13 protein-coding genes and 1 pseudogene are annotated in these 14,434 nt (G+C 71.1%); 8 read left to right on the top strand and 6 right to left on the bottom strand.

Annotated features, from left to right (window positions below):
• Positions 1 to 171: 171 nt before the first annotated feature.
• Positions 172 to 813 (bottom strand): maleylpyruvate isomerase N-terminal domain-containing protein, encoded by a 642-nt coding sequence (locus AC07DS_RS15365; protein WP_479145523.1) that lies wholly within the window; start codon positions 811 to 813, stop codon positions 172 to 174.
• A gap of 179 nt (positions 814 to 992) precedes the next feature.
• On the bottom strand, positions 993 to 1,910 hold the full coding sequence (locus AC07DS_RS15360; protein WP_479145522.1) for a dihydrodipicolinate synthase family protein: 918 nt from the start codon (positions 1,908 to 1,910) through the stop codon (positions 993 to 995).
• A gap of 71 nt (positions 1,911 to 1,981) precedes the next feature.
• On the opposite strand from AC07DS_RS15360, the gene AC07DS_RS15355 reads away from it, so the two are divergent.
• The 4 genes and pseudogenes from AC07DS_RS15355 (at position 1,982) to AC07DS_RS15340 (ending at position 4,956) form a co-directional block, all read left to right on the top strand.
• Positions 1,982 to 2,935, top strand: a complete 954-nt coding sequence (locus AC07DS_RS15355; protein WP_479145521.1) for a LysR family transcriptional regulator — start codon at positions 1,982 to 1,984, stop codon at positions 2,933 to 2,935.
• Between the two features lie 46 nt (positions 2,936 to 2,981).
• Positions 2,982 to 3,122, top strand: a pseudogene (locus AC07DS_RS15350) (IS5/IS1182 family transposase); the annotation flags it as partial.
• 107 nt (positions 3,123 to 3,229) lie between these two features.
• Positions 3,230 to 4,516 (top strand): MFS transporter, encoded by a 1,287-nt coding sequence (locus AC07DS_RS15345; protein ID WP_479145520.1) that lies wholly within the window; start codon positions 3,230 to 3,232, stop codon positions 4,514 to 4,516.
• A gap of 119 nt (positions 4,517 to 4,635) precedes the next feature.
• Positions 4,636 to 4,956, top strand: a complete 321-nt coding sequence (locus AC07DS_RS15340; RefSeq protein WP_479145519.1) for a hypothetical protein — start codon at positions 4,636 to 4,638, stop codon at positions 4,954 to 4,956.
• Between the two features lie 32 nt (positions 4,957 to 4,988).
• Here AC07DS_RS15340 and AC07DS_RS15335 read toward each other — a convergent pair whose 3' ends face one another.
• The 3 genes from AC07DS_RS15335 to AC07DS_RS15325 form a co-directional block, all read right to left on the bottom strand.
• Positions 4,989 to 5,627, bottom strand: coding sequence for a histidine phosphatase family protein (locus AC07DS_RS15335; RefSeq protein WP_479145518.1), 639 nt, complete (start codon positions 5,625 to 5,627; stop codon positions 4,989 to 4,991).
• A 475-nt stretch (positions 5,628 to 6,102) separates the two neighbouring features.
• Positions 6,103 to 7,215, bottom strand: a complete 1,113-nt coding sequence (locus tag AC07DS_RS15330; RefSeq protein ID WP_479145517.1) for a sensor histidine kinase — start codon at positions 7,213 to 7,215, stop codon at positions 6,103 to 6,105.
• The gene (locus tag AC07DS_RS15325) at positions 7,212 to 7,880 is read right to left on the bottom strand and encodes a response regulator (protein ID WP_479145516.1); all 669 of its coding nucleotides are present in this window, start codon (positions 7,878 to 7,880) and stop codon (positions 7,212 to 7,214) included. Before AC07DS_RS15325 ends, AC07DS_RS15330 begins: the two co-directional genes overlap by 4 nt.
• Positions 7,881 to 8,096: 216 nt before the next feature.
• Here AC07DS_RS15325 and AC07DS_RS15320 point away from each other — a divergent pair, with 216 nt between their 5' ends.
• Positions 8,097 to 9,359, top strand: a complete 1,263-nt coding sequence (locus AC07DS_RS15320; RefSeq protein ID WP_479145515.1) for a DUF418 domain-containing protein — start codon at positions 8,097 to 8,099, stop codon at positions 9,357 to 9,359.
• Between the two features lie 30 nt (positions 9,360 to 9,389).
• Here the strand turns inward: AC07DS_RS15320 and AC07DS_RS15315 are convergent, their stop codons facing one another.
• The gene (locus tag AC07DS_RS15315) at positions 9,390 to 10,310 is read right to left on the bottom strand and encodes a LysR substrate-binding domain-containing protein (protein ID WP_479145514.1); all 921 of its coding nucleotides are present in this window, start codon (positions 10,308 to 10,310) and stop codon (positions 9,390 to 9,392) included.
• Between the two features lie 117 nt (positions 10,311 to 10,427).
• On the opposite strand from AC07DS_RS15315, the gene AC07DS_RS15310 reads away from it, so the two are divergent.
• The 3 genes from AC07DS_RS15310 to AC07DS_RS15300 all read left to right on the top strand — a co-directional run bounded on the left by AC07DS_RS15310 (position 10,428) and on the right by AC07DS_RS15300 (position 14,283).
• The gene (locus AC07DS_RS15310) at positions 10,428 to 11,546 is read left to right on the top strand and encodes a diaminopropionate ammonia-lyase (RefSeq protein ID WP_479145512.1); all 1,119 of its coding nucleotides are present in this window, start codon (positions 10,428 to 10,430) and stop codon (positions 11,544 to 11,546) included.
• 165 nt (positions 11,547 to 11,711) lie between these two features.
• The gene (locus tag AC07DS_RS15305; protein WP_479145510.1) at positions 11,712 to 12,986 is read left to right on the top strand and encodes an allantoate amidohydrolase; all 1,275 of its coding nucleotides are present in this window, start codon (positions 11,712 to 11,714) and stop codon (positions 12,984 to 12,986) included.
• 112 nt (positions 12,987 to 13,098) lie between these two features.
• Positions 13,099 to 14,283 carry an ArgE/DapE family deacylase gene (locus tag AC07DS_RS15300; protein ID WP_479145508.1) on the top strand — a complete coding sequence of 395 codons (1,185 nt, stop codon included), beginning with the start codon at positions 13,099 to 13,101 and terminating at the stop codon, positions 14,281 to 14,283.
• Positions 14,284 to 14,434: the final 151 nt, after the last annotated feature.

Raw genomic sequence — 14,434 nt, 5'->3', positions numbered from 1 at the left:
CCCAGGGCCTCGCACCCGGCTGCTTCCTGCCGCCCGCTTTGGATCACTCTCGGACGATGTGCCCATCTCGCAACCCGAGAGCGCATCAGGCTCGCACCAACCCCCTTGGCACCGGCGGCAGAACGCCGATTTCCTGGCCTTGGGGGATGGCCCGTCTGTAGTGCGGTAGACCTACAACACACGCAGGGCCTGGTCAACGTCACGCTCACGCCTGGCGAGCGCATGCAACACGGTTTGGTCGCCGTGCCGGTCCCGGGCGGCGGCAACGAGTACATCCACCGCGATGGCGAGCGCAGCATCGGGCACTCGGCATGGCGCATCGACGCTGAGCGCGAGGTCATCGAGGTGAACCGCCAGCTCGACACAGCGGGTCTGCAGGTATCCGTCGAGCAACATCTCCTCTCCCGGCCGGTGAAGGACAGCCACCCGCCGATCGGCCGACTCCATGCCCAGCCGCTGCGACAGCCGCACCCACGCTGCCCGGGCCTGCTCAGCCACAACAGCGGGGCCGGCTGCGGCAGTTTCTTCGCTGCGGGCACGGACCCCGACGTTCAGCGCAGAGTCCGGCAACGACGTATCTGCGAGCCGCGCGTAGTACCGAACCGGTGACACCGGCTCCGCGCCGACTACCTGACCGTCGAGGAACCACTCGACCTGGAGGACGCTCCGCGCAAGGTGGCCGGCCAACCCACCCACTGACATCCCGGGGAGCACGGACTCGGTTTCCCAGCATCGGGCTACCTGCTCTGTGGCCAGCAGGTGCACCGCCTTCTCGGCCGCCTGCAGGTATGTCTTCCGGATTTCATCAGTCATTCGGTCATCGTCGCAACATCCTCATCACAGCCGCTGACAGGTCCACGTTGTGGATCGACCCGCCGCCTCGGCCGCCTGGGGAGCTCGCCCACGTGTGGGGTGTGGTGGCGCGGGAGCGGGCGGGCCCCATCGGCTTGCATCGAAGTCCACCGGGTTCCCCCGGGGGCCACGGGCCCGTGTCAGGCCGCGGTCTCTTGGTGGGTCCTGGCGGCCGCCAGGACCGCCGCTCGCTCGACCGATTCGGCGGAGGCGGCCAGCAGCGGCAGCCGGACGGCCGGGCTGGGGATACGGCCCTGGGCGTGCAACACCCCCTTGATCACAGTCGGGTTCGGCTCGGCGAAGAGCGCGACGGACAGCCGGGCCAGCTCGGCTCCCAGCCTGCGGGCCGGTCCGGTGGCATCGCGTTGCCACAGCGAGATGAGCTCGGCGTAGTCAGCGGTGCGGACATTGGCCGACGCCAGGATGCCGCCGCGGGCGCCCGCCGCGAGCAGCGGCGAGATGACGGCGTCATCGCCGCCGAGCACCGCGAAGCCCGGGGTCGACGAACCGAGCAGTTCCATCGCGGCTGCGTCGATCACACCGGTTGCGTACTTGACCCCGACGACCTGCGGTAGGTGCCTGACCGCGTTCAGCGTGCTGGTGCTGAGGGGCTGACCGGTGCGGTACGGAATGTCGTAGACGACCAGCGGCAGACCCCCGTATTCGGCGAGTGCCGTGAAGTGCGCTAGCGTTCCCGCCTCGCCGGGCCGGGTGTAGGGCGGCGTGGGAACCAGCGCCGCGGCGACGTCACCGCTCTGAACGAGCTCCCGCAGTGTCGTAATGGCGGCGGCGGTGTCGTTCGTGCCGACGCCGACGATCAGCGGAGCTCCGTGTGCCCGGCAGGCGGCCGAGCAGATACGGACCACGGCCTGCTTCTCCTCGGTGGTCAGCGTGGCCGCCTCCGCAGTGGTGCCCAGGGCAACGAGTCCGTGAGCGCCGCCGGCCGACAGCGCCTCGTCGGCGAGGCGGGCGAGCGCGTCCGGGGCGAGGCGCAGGTCGTCGGTGAACGGGGTCACCAAGGGGACAAACAGGCCGGTGAGGTTCGCTTCGGGCTTCATACGCCCAGCCTGACCGACACAAACCCAATAGATCCAGTTCATGTTTCTTCGCTTATACGTAAGCTCACCTTATGCTCGACGTCCGACGTCTCCACCTGCTGCGCGAACTGGACCGACGCGGCACCATCGCGGCCGTCGCCGAGGCGCTGACCTTCACCGCCTCGGCCGTCTCCCAGCAGCTGAGCGTGCTTGAGCGCGAGGCGGGCGTACCCCTGCTGGAACGAAGTGGCAGACGGGTGGTGCTCACCCCTGCGGGCCGCACCCTCGTCACCCACGCCGACGCCGTCCTCGAACGCCTCGAACTGGCGGTCTCCGAGCTGGCCGGGGCACGCGAGGGCGTCGGCGGGCCGCTGCGGATCGGGACGTTTCCCTCTGGCGGCCCCGCGATCGTGCCCGCCACGCTGGCCGAACTGGCCCAGCGGCATCCCGCGCTGGAACCGATGGTGCAGGAGATCGACTCGGCGCGGGTCTCCGACGGCTTACGCGCCGGCGAACTCGACGTGGCCCTCGTCCACGACTACGACTTCGTGCCCGCGTCCCCGGACACCACGGTCGACCAGGTGCCCCTGTTGGAGGAGCCGATGTACCTGGCCACGGGCGCCGCCACCGACACGGATCCCGCAAGAGGTCCCGCCGCCCGCGGTGACACGCTGGCGGAGCTGCTCGGACCGTGGGCCATGACCCCATGGATCACGGCCCGGGACGGCACGACCGGCCACGCGATGGCTGTACGCGCCTGTCAGGCGGCCGGTTTCCAGCCGCGCATCCGGCATCAGGTCAACGATTTCCGTACGGTCCTGGCACTGGCCGCCATCGGGCAAGGCGCCGGATTCGTACCGGAGATGGCCACCGCACACGCCCCCGAGGACGTGGTCCTGACCCGGCTGCCCCTCTTCCGCCGCTCGAAGGTCGCCTTCCGCGCGGGCGGCGGCACCCACCCGGCGATCGCAGCATTCGTGGCGGCGGCGCGAACAGCGGTGGGCGCCACGGGCCGTGCCTCCTTACTGACCGCTTCAGTGAGTTGAGTCGCGGGTCTTGTGCTCGGCGATCTTGGTCGGCAGGGTGTCCGCAGTGCGTGCTGATCTTGTTCCTGACGACCTGTGGGAGCGAGTGGCCCCGCTGCTGCCGCCCGCTCCCGCACGGCGCCGCCGCTACCCCGGTCGGCTGCCTGTTCCCGACCGGGCAGCACTCGCCGGCGTCCTGTACGTGCTGTTCGAACGATGCGCCGATCTCCACCAGGGCCTGCTCGAACTGACTGCAGCCTCATACGCCTCCGCCGCCTGTGAATCTCATTCCGAAACGATCAGTAAGTTGACGTTGTGACAGAAGTGACGGGGGATCTGCAGGATGCCGATGCGGAGTTCGACGGTCCGGGGCTGTGGCGGCAGCGGGATTTCATGCTGCTGTGGAGTGGCCAGACGGTCAGTGAGATGGGATCGGCGGTCACCCAGGTCGCGTTGCCGCTGCTCGCGGTCGTCGCGCTCAGAGCGAGCACCTTCCAGGTCGGGCTGCTGACCGCCGCCACCACGGCAGCGTTCGCGCTGATCGCGCTGCCCGCGGGGGCGCTCGTGGACCGGCGCTCCAAACGATCCATCATGATCGTCTGCAATGTCCTTCGCCTGCTGATCATCGGCTCGGTACCGCTGGCGGCCGCCCTCGGCACCGTGACGATGGCGCAGCTCTACGTCGTCGCCGTGGCAGCCGGCGTGTGCACGGTGTTCTTCGACGTCTCGTACCAGAGTTATGTGCCGTCGCTGATCCGCGCAGATCTCCAGATGGACGCCAACGGCAAGCTGGGGACCACCCAGGCGTTCGCCGAGCTCGGGGGACCCAGCCTCGGCGGGGGGCTGGTCGCCGCCTTCGGCGCCGCGGGGGCGATGACGGCCGACGCGATCTCCTACACGGTCTCGGTCCTCTCGATATCCGCGATCAGGACGCGCGAGGAGCCGCCGCCCGCACGCCGCGAGGGCCAGACGCTGCGGAGCCAGATCGCCGAGGGACTCGGTTTCGTCGTCGGGCACAAGATATTGCGGAGGGTAGTGGCCTGCACGGGCACCGCGAACCTGTTCTCCGGCATGACGTCGGCGCTGGCGATGGTCTTCCTCATCCGGGTGCTGCACATGCGTCCCGCACTGACCGGGCTGATCATGGCGGGCTCGGCCATCGGCGGGATCGCCGGGGGAGTGTTCGCCGGCCGGCTCGCCAAGAAGATCGGCTCGGCGCGGATCATCTGGGTGTCGATGGTGGTGTTCAGCGCGCCGCAGGTCGTCGCGGCGGCTGCCTCGCGAGGCTTGGGGGTGCTGCTGTTCCCGCTGGGCTGGGGCATTTCGGGTTTCGCCGCGATGGTGTACAACGTCGCGCAGCTCAGCTACCGGCAATCGGTGACACCGCCGGAGCTGATGGGCCGGATGAACGCGGCCGTGCGCTGGGTCGTGTGGGGCACGCTGCCGTTCGGCAGCATTCTCGGCGGGGTGCTCGGCACGCTGATCGGCGTGCGGCCCGCACTCTGGCTGGCCCTCGTCGGTACGTGGGCGGCCGGCTGGTTCGTCTTCTTCTCCCCGCTCCGCCACATGCGCGACGTTCCCGCTCGCAGTGTTGCGCGTTGACGGTGAGCGCGGCGGCCGCCGCGGAGGTTTCGAACCGACCTCCAGGGCCACGCCCGGACACTCCAACGTGCTGGAATGTCCACAGTCGGTGCAGAGGTCGTGAGCCGGGAGGACATGCCATGCGGATCACCGTGCTGACCGTGCCGGACTGCCCCCACGCGCCGGTGGCCGCCGAACGCCTCAGCCAGGCACTCGGCGGCCGCGACGCGGAGGTGGAACGGATCGAGGTCGAGGACCTGGAGCAGGCCACGCTTGTGGGGATGACCGGATCACCGACCGTGCTGATCGACGGCGTGGACCCCTTCGCCGTGCCGGGTGCTCCCGCGTCGCTGTCCTGCCGCCTCTACCGTGGGCCCAACGGCCGCATCGATGGGGCTCCGAGCCTCGCTGACCTGCGTCGGGCACTCGGCGACACGGTGCCGTGGACGACCGCACCTTAGGCGTGAGCGCCGACCCGCCGGCCGCAGGCCTCTCACGCGGCGGCGCTCGATGCGGTCGGCCGGCTCTTGACCAGGCTCGATCGCGAGAGGAGCCGTCGCTGGCCCTCCAACGGGGTCACGGAGACGATCCGGATGTCCCAGCAGCCACCTTGCCGGGTGAGTGAGACCGCGGACAGGGGCGGCACAGCGAGATGCCAGAAGGACCTCGCCGGTGCGGCGAGAGCGTGAACGAGCGCGGCCCTGATCACGGCTGCTTCGGTGATGGCCACTGTGTGACCGGTGTCGGGGGCCATGGTGCTCAGCCAGTGCGCGGTCCGGCGGCAGAGCTGGCGTACGGACTCGCCCTCGTGCGGCACGGCATCCGGGTCGGTGAGCCAGGAGGTGAATCCGTCGGGCTCGGTCGCGGCGATGTCGTCGACGGTGCGACCGCACCACCTGCCGACGTCGAGGTCGCGCAGCGCAGGTTCGGACACCGCCACCACGCCGAGGGTGTCGGCGATCTGCGAGCAACGGATCGAGGGCGCCCGGACGGCCGGCCCGTGGGGAGGGAGAGCTGGTTCCGCTGCGGCTGCCATACGCAGGCTGCGCTCACTCAGGGGACCGTCGCCGAGGAGCGGATCCCTGGTGGCGTCGCCGCCGGGCGCGCACAGAAACGTCAGGCGGATCGTCATATGACCGACCTCCTTCAGGCCCGGCAACTCCGGATGCTGTGAGACCAGGCGGCGGTTGTTTGAACGGTTGGGCCGACAACCCGGCCGGCGGAGCCAACGGGGCGGCGAAGCGGCCCCGAGCCACCTCCATCACCCAGCCCCAAGGGGCACCCACCGGTGACTCGGGACCGACAGGGGCCTCCGACATGACCGGGATCGCCGGGCCGTGTGCCAGATCGACACGGTCCAGCCGCCCTGCCGAAGGCGAACACGAGGCGGAGCGACCGGCCCGGCAGTGGAGGACACCGCCGATGCCACGTCGTGCCTCATGTGCTCCAGAGTCGGCGAACGCCTCCCGCTGCACCATCCGCCAGGTGTCCGGAAGCACCCCGCCGATCGACCGGTGCCGCCCCGCCACCCGACCGGACTCGGCATGGACCCGGCATCGGTCACCCCGTGGCACGTTGTTCAACGCGGAGATCGTTCGAACGAATGTTCACTCAAGTGGCTCGACGGGAAGTTCGAGGCAGAGCTCGTAGCCCCCTTGGGCCGTGGGGCCGGATGTCACGGTGCCGCCGAGGAGCTCGGCTCGTTGGGCCAGGCCGACCAGGCCGTGGTGGGCACTCGGCAGGGCGAACGCGCGTCGGGTGGGGGCGGTGTTGGAGACGGTGGCGTGGAGGGTGCCGTCCTTGTGGCGGATGCGGACGGTTGCCGTTGCGCCAGGGGCGTGCTTGCGGACGTTGGTCAGCGCTTCCTGGACGGTGCGGTAGACGGCGCGCTGCACCGGGGGCGCAAGCTCCTGGGGCAGGTCGGTCTCCAGCTTCGCTTCGATGCCACTGGCGTCGACCAGGCGCTGCAGGTCGGCGAGGGAAGGCTGCGGGGTGAGCTCCGTGGGACGGCTGCCCGAGGCTCTCAGGACACTGACCATGTGGCGCAGCTCGTCCAGGGTCTGCACGCTGAGGCGGCGGATCGTGGCGGCGGCCTCTCTGGTTTCGGCGTCCTGGCTGCCCACCTGGAGCGCTCCGGCCTGTACGGCGATGAGGCTGACCTGGTGGGAGACCACGTCGTGCATCTCCCTGGCGAGCTGGGCCCGCTCCTTCGCCAGAACCGTCTGGGCGGTCAGCAGCCGTTCCTGTTCACGGGCCTCCGAGATGTCGGCGAGCCGCAGTGAGAGTTCGCGTCGGGCCTGGACGAGCTGGCCCAGGAAGACGGGAGCCGCAGCTGTGGCCAGCGTGTAGCTGAGGTGGAACAGGTTGTTCGTCTGGCCCAGCTCCGCCGCGTCCATGGACGACCACGGCCAGGGCAGGAAGTCGATGAACGCGTACGTCAGCGCACAGCCGGCCAGCAGGACACGGTGGCGGCTGAGCGATGACAGCGTGTACAGCGCGGCCATGGGGGCGACCACCGCGTCGGTGACCAGGGCGGAGGGGAGTGTGAGGACGAAGGTCGTCAGGGGCAGACGGCGACGCAGGGCGAGGGCGAGAGCGCCGACCAGTGCGCAGGCTGTCCCCGGTGGATCCCCGAAGCCGACGTTGACCCAGGCGTCCGCCAGCGCGAACCCGACGAGTGCGATGTCGAACAGCAGAGCCGGCGGCCGTACGGGGCTCACAGAGCGCCCTCGTCCCGCTCTGCGGTGAGCAGTCCGGCGCGCTCGGCGATCAGGGCCGCCTGGACGCGGCTGCTGACCTCCAGTTTGCCGAGCACGTTGGTGACATGGCCCTTGACGGTGCCCGTGCTCAGGTGCAGCCTCTCGCCGATGTCCGTGTTGGCGAGTCCTTCGGCCATCAGGACGAGCACGGCACGCTCGCGTTCGGTCAGCCGGCCGGTGAGGCGGACGGCGGCGGGCTCGCGCATGCCGCGGTCGAGGTAGCCGTCCACGACCCTCCGGGTGACCTGGGACGACAGAACGGTCCCGCCCCCCGCCAGTGTGCGCACAAAGCGCGGAAGCTCCTCCGGGTCGGTGTCCTTGAGCAGGAATCCGGCGGCGCCCGAGCGCAGCGCCGTGGCCACGTACTCGTCGGCGTCGAAGGTGGTGAGCATGGCGACCACCGGGGCGTGCGGCATGCGGCTGACCTCGGCCAGGATGGTGAGCCCGTCCACGTCCGGCATCCGGATGTCGAGCAGGACGACGTCGGGCTGCAGCTCCCGCACCGTGCGCACAGCCTCGCCGCCGGGTACCGCCGCGACGACCTCGATGTCGTTCGTGGTGTTGAGAATGTGCGTGAAACCCGTACGGATCAAGGCTTCGTCATCGACCACCAGTACCCGGATCACGTGCGCTCCGCTCGTCGCATGCCACCGTTCGATACGTACCCCCGCGGGAGCCCGGTCCAGCGACGGACACTGAATACCCGCCGGTTGGCGGCATGGCCCCAGCCGGTCGGCAGGTGGCGCCCGGGCCGGTCGGCAGGGGTGGTTCCGGCCGGGCAACAGGGTGCCTTCGGAAGGCTGCCGGGGTGGTTCGGGCGGCTCTCCGGGAACCCATCAGGCATGGCGCCGAAAGCACTCTCGGCCGAGCCCGCCGACGTGTCACCGCCGCTGGGGCTCGACCGGTTCCGCGTCCTCGCCGACAGGCCCTCGACGGGGCGGCTGATCGGTATCGACCTGGCTCGCGGACTCGCGGTCTTCGGCATGTACTCCGTCCACGTCGGACCCGATGTGACGGTCGGCGGCCCGGTGGGATTCCTGCTGGAGACAGCGCGTGGCCGCTCCTCGGCCCTCTTCGCGCTGCTCGCCGGCTTCTCGCTCGTCATCATCACCGGCCGCCCGGACCCCCGGACCGGGCGTGCGGGCCGTCAGGCAGTGGCCAGGGTCGTGATCCGTGCCGTGGTCCTGCTGGCGCTCGGCTACGCGCTGACCGCCCTGGACACCGACGTCGACGTGATCCTCAGCCTCTACGGGCTGCTCTTCCTGGCCGTCCTCCCGCTGCACCGGTTGCGGGCAGGAGCGCTCGCTCTCGTCGCTGCCGCGAGTGCGCTGATCATGCCCCAGGTCCTGTACGTGATCAGAACATCCATCGAGGACGGGAACTGGGCGGACACCGTCACGGCCCACGACCCCCTCGCCCGGATCACCGGCACGGACGGCATCGTCGAACTTCTGTTCACCGGTGCGTATCCGGTGCTCACCTGGATCCCTTTCCTGGTGGCGGGCATGGCAGCAGCCCGGCTGGACCTCGGTCGCCCCGGTATCAAGGCCCGGCTCGCAGTCGTCGGCGGGGTACTGGCCGTGCTGGGTTACGGCGGATCCTGGCTCGCCCTGCGCCTGGTCCCCGGCGCCCGGGCCGCCATCGCCTCCGCCACGGGCGGCGGCTCGGCTTCGTCCGCCTGGTGGTCCGACACCGTCGGCGAGCCCGAGGGGCACACCCCGCTCGCCTGGCTGCTGGTGGCCGCACCGCACAGCCAGACGACCTTCTCCGTCGTCGGCAACACCGGAGTCGCCCTCGCCGTGGTCGCCGTGTGCCTGACCGTCGCCGACCGGATGCCGCGCCTCACACGCCTGGCCGCACCCGTTGCCGCGGTCGGCATGACAGCGCTGACCCTGTACGTCCTGCACATCGTCGCGCTGTGGTTCTTCGACGACATCTGGTACGTGCCGGCGGTCGCCGGCGACACCCTGTCCGCCCTGCCCGTGCTGCTCGGCTTCATCGCAACCGCCATGCTCCTGGCGACCGTATGGACCCGACTGTTGCGGCGCGGCCCCCTGGAACAGCTCCTCCATGTCGCCACTCGGGCGGCACAAGCCGTCAGATAGAGCCGGTCGCGAGAGCGGGACTGTGGTGCTTCATGGCTGCTGGGAGCGGAGAGCGGCGGCTCGGCGCAGGGCGTCCCGGCATGCCCGGATGGCGGGGTGCTGGGTCCGGCCCCGGCGTACGACGGTGAAGACGCGGCGTGTGCGCTGGCCGCGGGGCAGGTGCCGGAGCGGGACGGTCGGGGCTTTGCCGCTCCAGACCAGGTCGGGGAGGAAGGCGGCGGCGTGGTGCTGCTCGACGAGGCGGACGTGCAGGAGAAGGTCGGTGGTCTCGAACCGCACGTCGGGTTCGAAGCCGGCATCGCGGCACAGGGACATGGCCCAGTGCCGCGCGGCCGTGCCTTCGGGTTCCATCACCCACGGGTGGTCCGCCAGGGAGCGCAGCGCCGCCATCGGGCCGTCGGTCTCCGTGCCGTCGGCCGGGCTCGGCAGCGCGAGGTGCAGGCTGTCGTCGAGCAGGTCTTCCTGCTGGAGTTCGGCAGGCCGCGGGCTGGGGTTGCCGGGGTACTCCTCGGCGATGATCAGGTCGAAGTCGCGGGCCCGCAGGGCGGGCAGGGCCTTCTCCGGCTCCATGTGGGTGACGTGGACGCGCAGGCGGGGGTGGCGTTCGCGCAGCAGGCCGAGTGCGGTCGGGACCAGGGTGAGTGCCGCGGTCTGGAACGAGGCGATGCGCAGGGTGCCGTTCAGATCGGTCAGGGAGGCGGCGATGTCCGCCTCCGCCCGCTCGAGGCGCTGGAGGAGCGCTTCGGTGTGGGCGACGAGGATCTCGGCCTGCTCGGTCAGCCGTACGCGCCGCCCGACCGGTTCCAGCAGCGGTACGCCGACTTCGGCTTCCAGCTGCGAGAGCTGCTGGGAGACGGAGGAGGGGGCGTACGAGAGGGCCTGCGCGACGGCTGCGAGGGTGCCGCGGTGCTTGAGTTCGCGCAGCAGGCGCAGCCGGTGCAGATCGAACATGAGCAGCCGCTCTCCTCGCCGACGCGGGCCCGACGGCTGAATGGTCGGTTTCTCCGACGAGTATAGGTCGAAAACATTCGCTGGACCGATCGTAGGAGGGCAGTGGACCCTGGTCGTGTGTTTGAGAACGATCTCCCCTCCCGTACGTTGCCGTGGTCTGTTCGGCCCGGTGCCCGAGCCTGGCGGTGTGCACCCGCGCCCGCCGAGGTCCGGAGCTTCCACCTCTCGCTGCCCGACTACACGCCCACCCCGTTGACCGAAATTCCATCGCTGGCGGTGGAGTTGGAAGTCGGCCGGGTCTTCGTCAAGGACGAGTCGGCCCGACTGGGGCTGCCCGCCTTCAAGGCGCTGGGCGCGTCCTGGGCGATCCACCGCGCCCTTGCCGAGCGGGTCGCGAGCGGGGAGCCGGGCCCGGTCACCCTGGTGACCGCCACCGACGGCAATCACGGCCGGGCCGTGGCCCGCATGGCACGCCGCCTGGGGCAGCACGCCCACGTCTTCGTACCGCAGGGTGTGCATCCGCAGGCCGTGGCGGCCATCGTCGCCGAGCAGGCGAAGGTCACCGAGGTCCCGGGGCCGTACGACGAAGCCGTACGCCTGGCGGCCGAGGAGGCTGCCGCCCCGGACGCGGTCCTGGTCCAGGACACCGCCTGGCCGGGCTACGAGCAGATCCCCGGGTGGATCGTCGAGGGCTACTCCACCCTCTGCGCCGAGACGGACGAGCAGCTGACGGCCCAAGGGGTCACCGAGGGGCCCGACCTCGTCTCCGTACCGGTGGGCGTGGGGTCTTTGGCCCAGGCCGTGATCGCGCACTACCGCAGCCGCCCGTCCGAGCGCGCCTCGGCGCTGCTGTCGGTGGAACCCGAGTCAGCGGCCTGCGTCCTGGAGAGCCTCACCCGCGGCGCACCCGTCAGCGTGACGACGGGGGACACCACCATGGCCGGGCTGAACTGCGGCACCCCGTCCAGCATCGCCTGGCCCTACCTGCGCGGCGGGCTGGACGCGGCCGTCGCCGTCGCCGATGCCGACAGCGCCCGCGCGGCCGGTGATCTCGCCGCTCTGGGCGTCTCCTCGGGGCCTTGCGGGGCCGCGTCGCTCGCCGGTCTGCGTGCGGTGCTCACCGGCGCGGACGCCGAGGAACGCCGTACGGCACTGGGGCTCGGGCCGTCCTCGGTGGTCGTGCTGCTGAGTACCGAGGGCGCCGCTGCCAACCCGCACTCCACCGCCGGCCACTGAACGCCCAGCGCCCGAAAGAGGACGTTCCGCGGCGCGCAGGCGCGACGGCAACGGTGCCACACCGCCGTCTCCCGGCTGGGCAGCTGCGTGCTCCTGCTGCCCAAGGCCGCCGTCCGGCCACCCCACCCCAGCTCACTGAACGCGACACCCTCCGGGAGACAGGCCATGACGAACCCCGCCCCCCACACGATCTCCGTCGACGCCGACCGGCTGTGGCAGTCCCTGATGGACCTCGCCGAGATCGGCGCCTACGACGACGAACGCACCGGCCTGCGCGGCGTCGACCGCCTTGCCCTCACCGACGCGGACGCGGACGGCCGCCGCCAGGTCATCGCCTGGATGGAACAGGCCGGACTGGCCGTACGTGTCGACCGGATGGGCAACATCTACGGCCGCCGCGAGGGCACCGACCCCACCGCGTCCCCGGTCCTGACGGGCTCGCACATCGACAGCGTCGCCACCGCCGGCGCCTTCGACGGCTGCCTCGGCGTCCTGGGTGGTATCGAGGTCGTCCGCACCCTGAACGAACGCGGCATCACCACCCGCCGCTCGATCGAGGTCGGCGTCTTCACCGAGGAGGAAGGCGTCCGCTTCGGCACCGACATGCTCGGCAGCGCGGTCGCTGCCGGCCGCCTCACCCTGGAGTACGCCCACGCCCTGACCGACCGGGACGGCCGCACCCTCGGTGGAGAACTCGCCCGCACCGGCTTCGACGGTCCCACCGACGTAGGCCTCGCCCCGCCGCACGCCTATGTCGAGTGCCACATCGAACAGGGCCCCGTCCTCGCCGAGAACGACGTCGAGATCGGCGTCGTCACCGGCGTACAGGGCATCTCCTGGCAGGAGATCACCATCCACGGCCGCGCCGCCCATGCCGGCACCACCCCCACCCACCTGCGCGCCGACGCCGGTCTCGCCGCGGCCCAGATCATCGTGCACCTGCGGTCCATGGTCGACTCCGGCTCCTACGGCGACCTGCGCGCCACCGTGGGCCACCTGGTCGTCCACCCCGACCTGACCAACATCGTCCCGGCCCGCGCCGAGCTGACCGTCGACCTGCGCAACCCCGACGACGCCCGGATGGGTCGTGCCGAGGAGGCCCTCGCTGCGTTCCTGCGCGAACTCGAGAACAGCCGGCCGGGCCTCACGCTGACCACCCGGCGGATGGCCAGGACCGCCCACGTCCCCTTCGACGAAGGTGTGCAGAAGGTCATTGCACAGGCCGCCGACGACCACGGCCTGGAGCACATCTCCCTGCTCTCCGGCGCCGGCCACGACGCTCAGGAGATCGCGGCGCTCTGCCCCACCGCCATGATCTTCGTGCGCGGAGAGTACGACGGCATCAGCCACAACCCCCGCGAGTACTCCACCCCGGAGGCGTGCGCCCACGGCGTCGACGTACTGGCGACCACCCTCCTGCGCCTGGCCGGCCAGGACTGACCCCCGACGGCAGCCCACAACAGCGATCGCCCGGCGATCACCGCCACCCCCGTCCGGTACTCACCACCCCGCCCTGGCTCCCAGGGCGCCGGCAGAACTTCGGGAGGCCTCCATGCTCACCGGGACACCCTCGGCCCCAGCACCTCGCGAACCCCTCGACCCGGACCCGGTCCGCCTCCTGGCCCGGCTGGTCTCCATCGACTCCGTCAACCCGGACCTCGTACCGGGCGGCGCGGGTGAGACCGTCATCGCCGGCTTCTGCAGCGAGTGGCTGGCCGCCCGAGGATTCGAGGTACACCGCCTGGAGAAGCGCCCGGGCCGCCCCTCGCTCGTCGCGATCGCCCGCGGTACCGGCGGCGGCCGCTCCCTCATGCTCAACGGCCACCTCGACACGGTCGGCCTCGCCGACCACGACGGCGACCCGCTCGACCCGCAGGTCCGCGACGGCAGGATGTACGGTCGCGGCACCTTCGACATGAAGGGCGGCATCGCGGCCATGATGGTCGCCGCCGCCCGCGCCACCGCCCACGGCCCCCTGCGCGGCGATGTCGTCCTCGCCTGTGTCGCCGACGAGGAACACGGCAGCTCGGGCACCGAGGAGGTGCTGGAGGCCTTCTCGGCCGACGCGGCGATCGTCACCGAACCGAGCCATCTCGAAGTCACCCTCGCCCACAAGGGCTTCGCCTGGTTCGAGGCGGAGATCGAAGGCCGCGCGGCCCACGGCTCGCGGCCCGAGCTCGGCATCGACGCCATCGCCAAGGCCGGGCACTTCCTCGTGGCCCTGGAGGAACTGGGCAGGCGCCTCGCCGAGGGTCCGGGCCACCCCCTCCTGGGTACCGGCACCGTGCACGCCTCCGTCATCCACGGCGGCGCGGAGCCCTCCACCTACCCGGCGCACTGCCGTATCACCCTGGAGCGCCGCACGGTTCCGGGCGAGAGCGCCGACACCGTCCAGGCGGAGCTGACCGCCGTGCTCGACCGTCTGGCCGCCACGGTCCCCGACTTCCGCTACCGGCTGACCCGCGGCCTGCACCGCGAACCCTTCGAGGCCGACCCCGGCGCCCCGATCGTGCGCACCCTCACCCACCACGCCGAGCACGTACTCGGCCACCGGCTCGCGGTGCGCGCCGAACCCTACTGGACAGACTGCGCTCTACTGGACCGGGCGGGCATCCCCTGCCTGCTCTTCGGTGTTGACGGCGCGGGCGCCCACGCGGCCACCGAATACGTCGACCTCGCCTCGCTGGACCGTCTCACCGACATCCTCGCCGCCACCATCGCCGACTTCTGCGCCTGAGGTTCAGGGCCGGGGGTGGGAGGAGCCGTACGCCCCCGCGTCGGCGTTCACGTCGACGCCGAGCGGGAGATCGGGAGCGCCACCGCGGATCCTGTAGTCAGACGTGTGTCACCGCGGGAATGAGCGCTCACGTAAGGCTGTTGTGGTCTCC

The sequence above is a fragment of the Streptomyces sp. NPDC044064 genome (assembly GCF_056434245.1).
Note: the sequence above shows the minus strand (reverse complement) of the source record. Positions and strands in the feature narration are given on the sequence as shown.

What these genes read in the sequence shown, in the direction of transcription:
- AC07DS_RS15365 (WP_479145523.1), bottom strand. Translation starts at nt 813, where the DNA reads ATGACTGATGAAATCCGGAAGACATACCTGCAGGCGGCCGAGAAGGCG.
- AC07DS_RS15360 (WP_479145522.1), bottom strand. Translation starts at nt 1,910, where the DNA reads ATGAAGCCCGAAGCGAACCTCACCGGCCTGTTTGTCCCCTTGGTGACC.
- AC07DS_RS15355 (WP_479145521.1), top strand. Translation starts at nt 1,982, where the DNA reads ATGCTCGACGTCCGACGTCTCCACCTGCTGCGCGAACTGGACCGACGC.
- AC07DS_RS15340 (WP_479145519.1), top strand. Translation starts at nt 4,636, where the DNA reads ATGCGGATCACCGTGCTGACCGTGCCGGACTGCCCCCACGCGCCGGTG.
- AC07DS_RS15335 (WP_479145518.1), bottom strand. Translation starts at nt 5,627, where the DNA reads ATGACGATCCGCCTGACGTTTCTGTGCGCGCCCGGCGGCGACGCCACC.
- AC07DS_RS15320 (WP_479145515.1), top strand. Translation starts at nt 8,097, where the DNA reads ATGGCGCCGAAAGCACTCTCGGCCGAGCCCGCCGACGTGTCACCGCCG.
- AC07DS_RS15315 (WP_479145514.1), bottom strand. Translation starts at nt 10,310, where the DNA reads ATGTTCGATCTGCACCGGCTGCGCCTGCTGCGCGAACTCAAGCACCGC.
- AC07DS_RS15305 (WP_479145510.1), top strand. Translation starts at nt 11,712, where the DNA reads ATGACGAACCCCGCCCCCCACACGATCTCCGTCGACGCCGACCGGCTG.
- AC07DS_RS15300 (WP_479145508.1), top strand. Translation starts at nt 13,099, where the DNA reads ATGCTCACCGGGACACCCTCGGCCCCAGCACCTCGCGAACCCCTCGAC.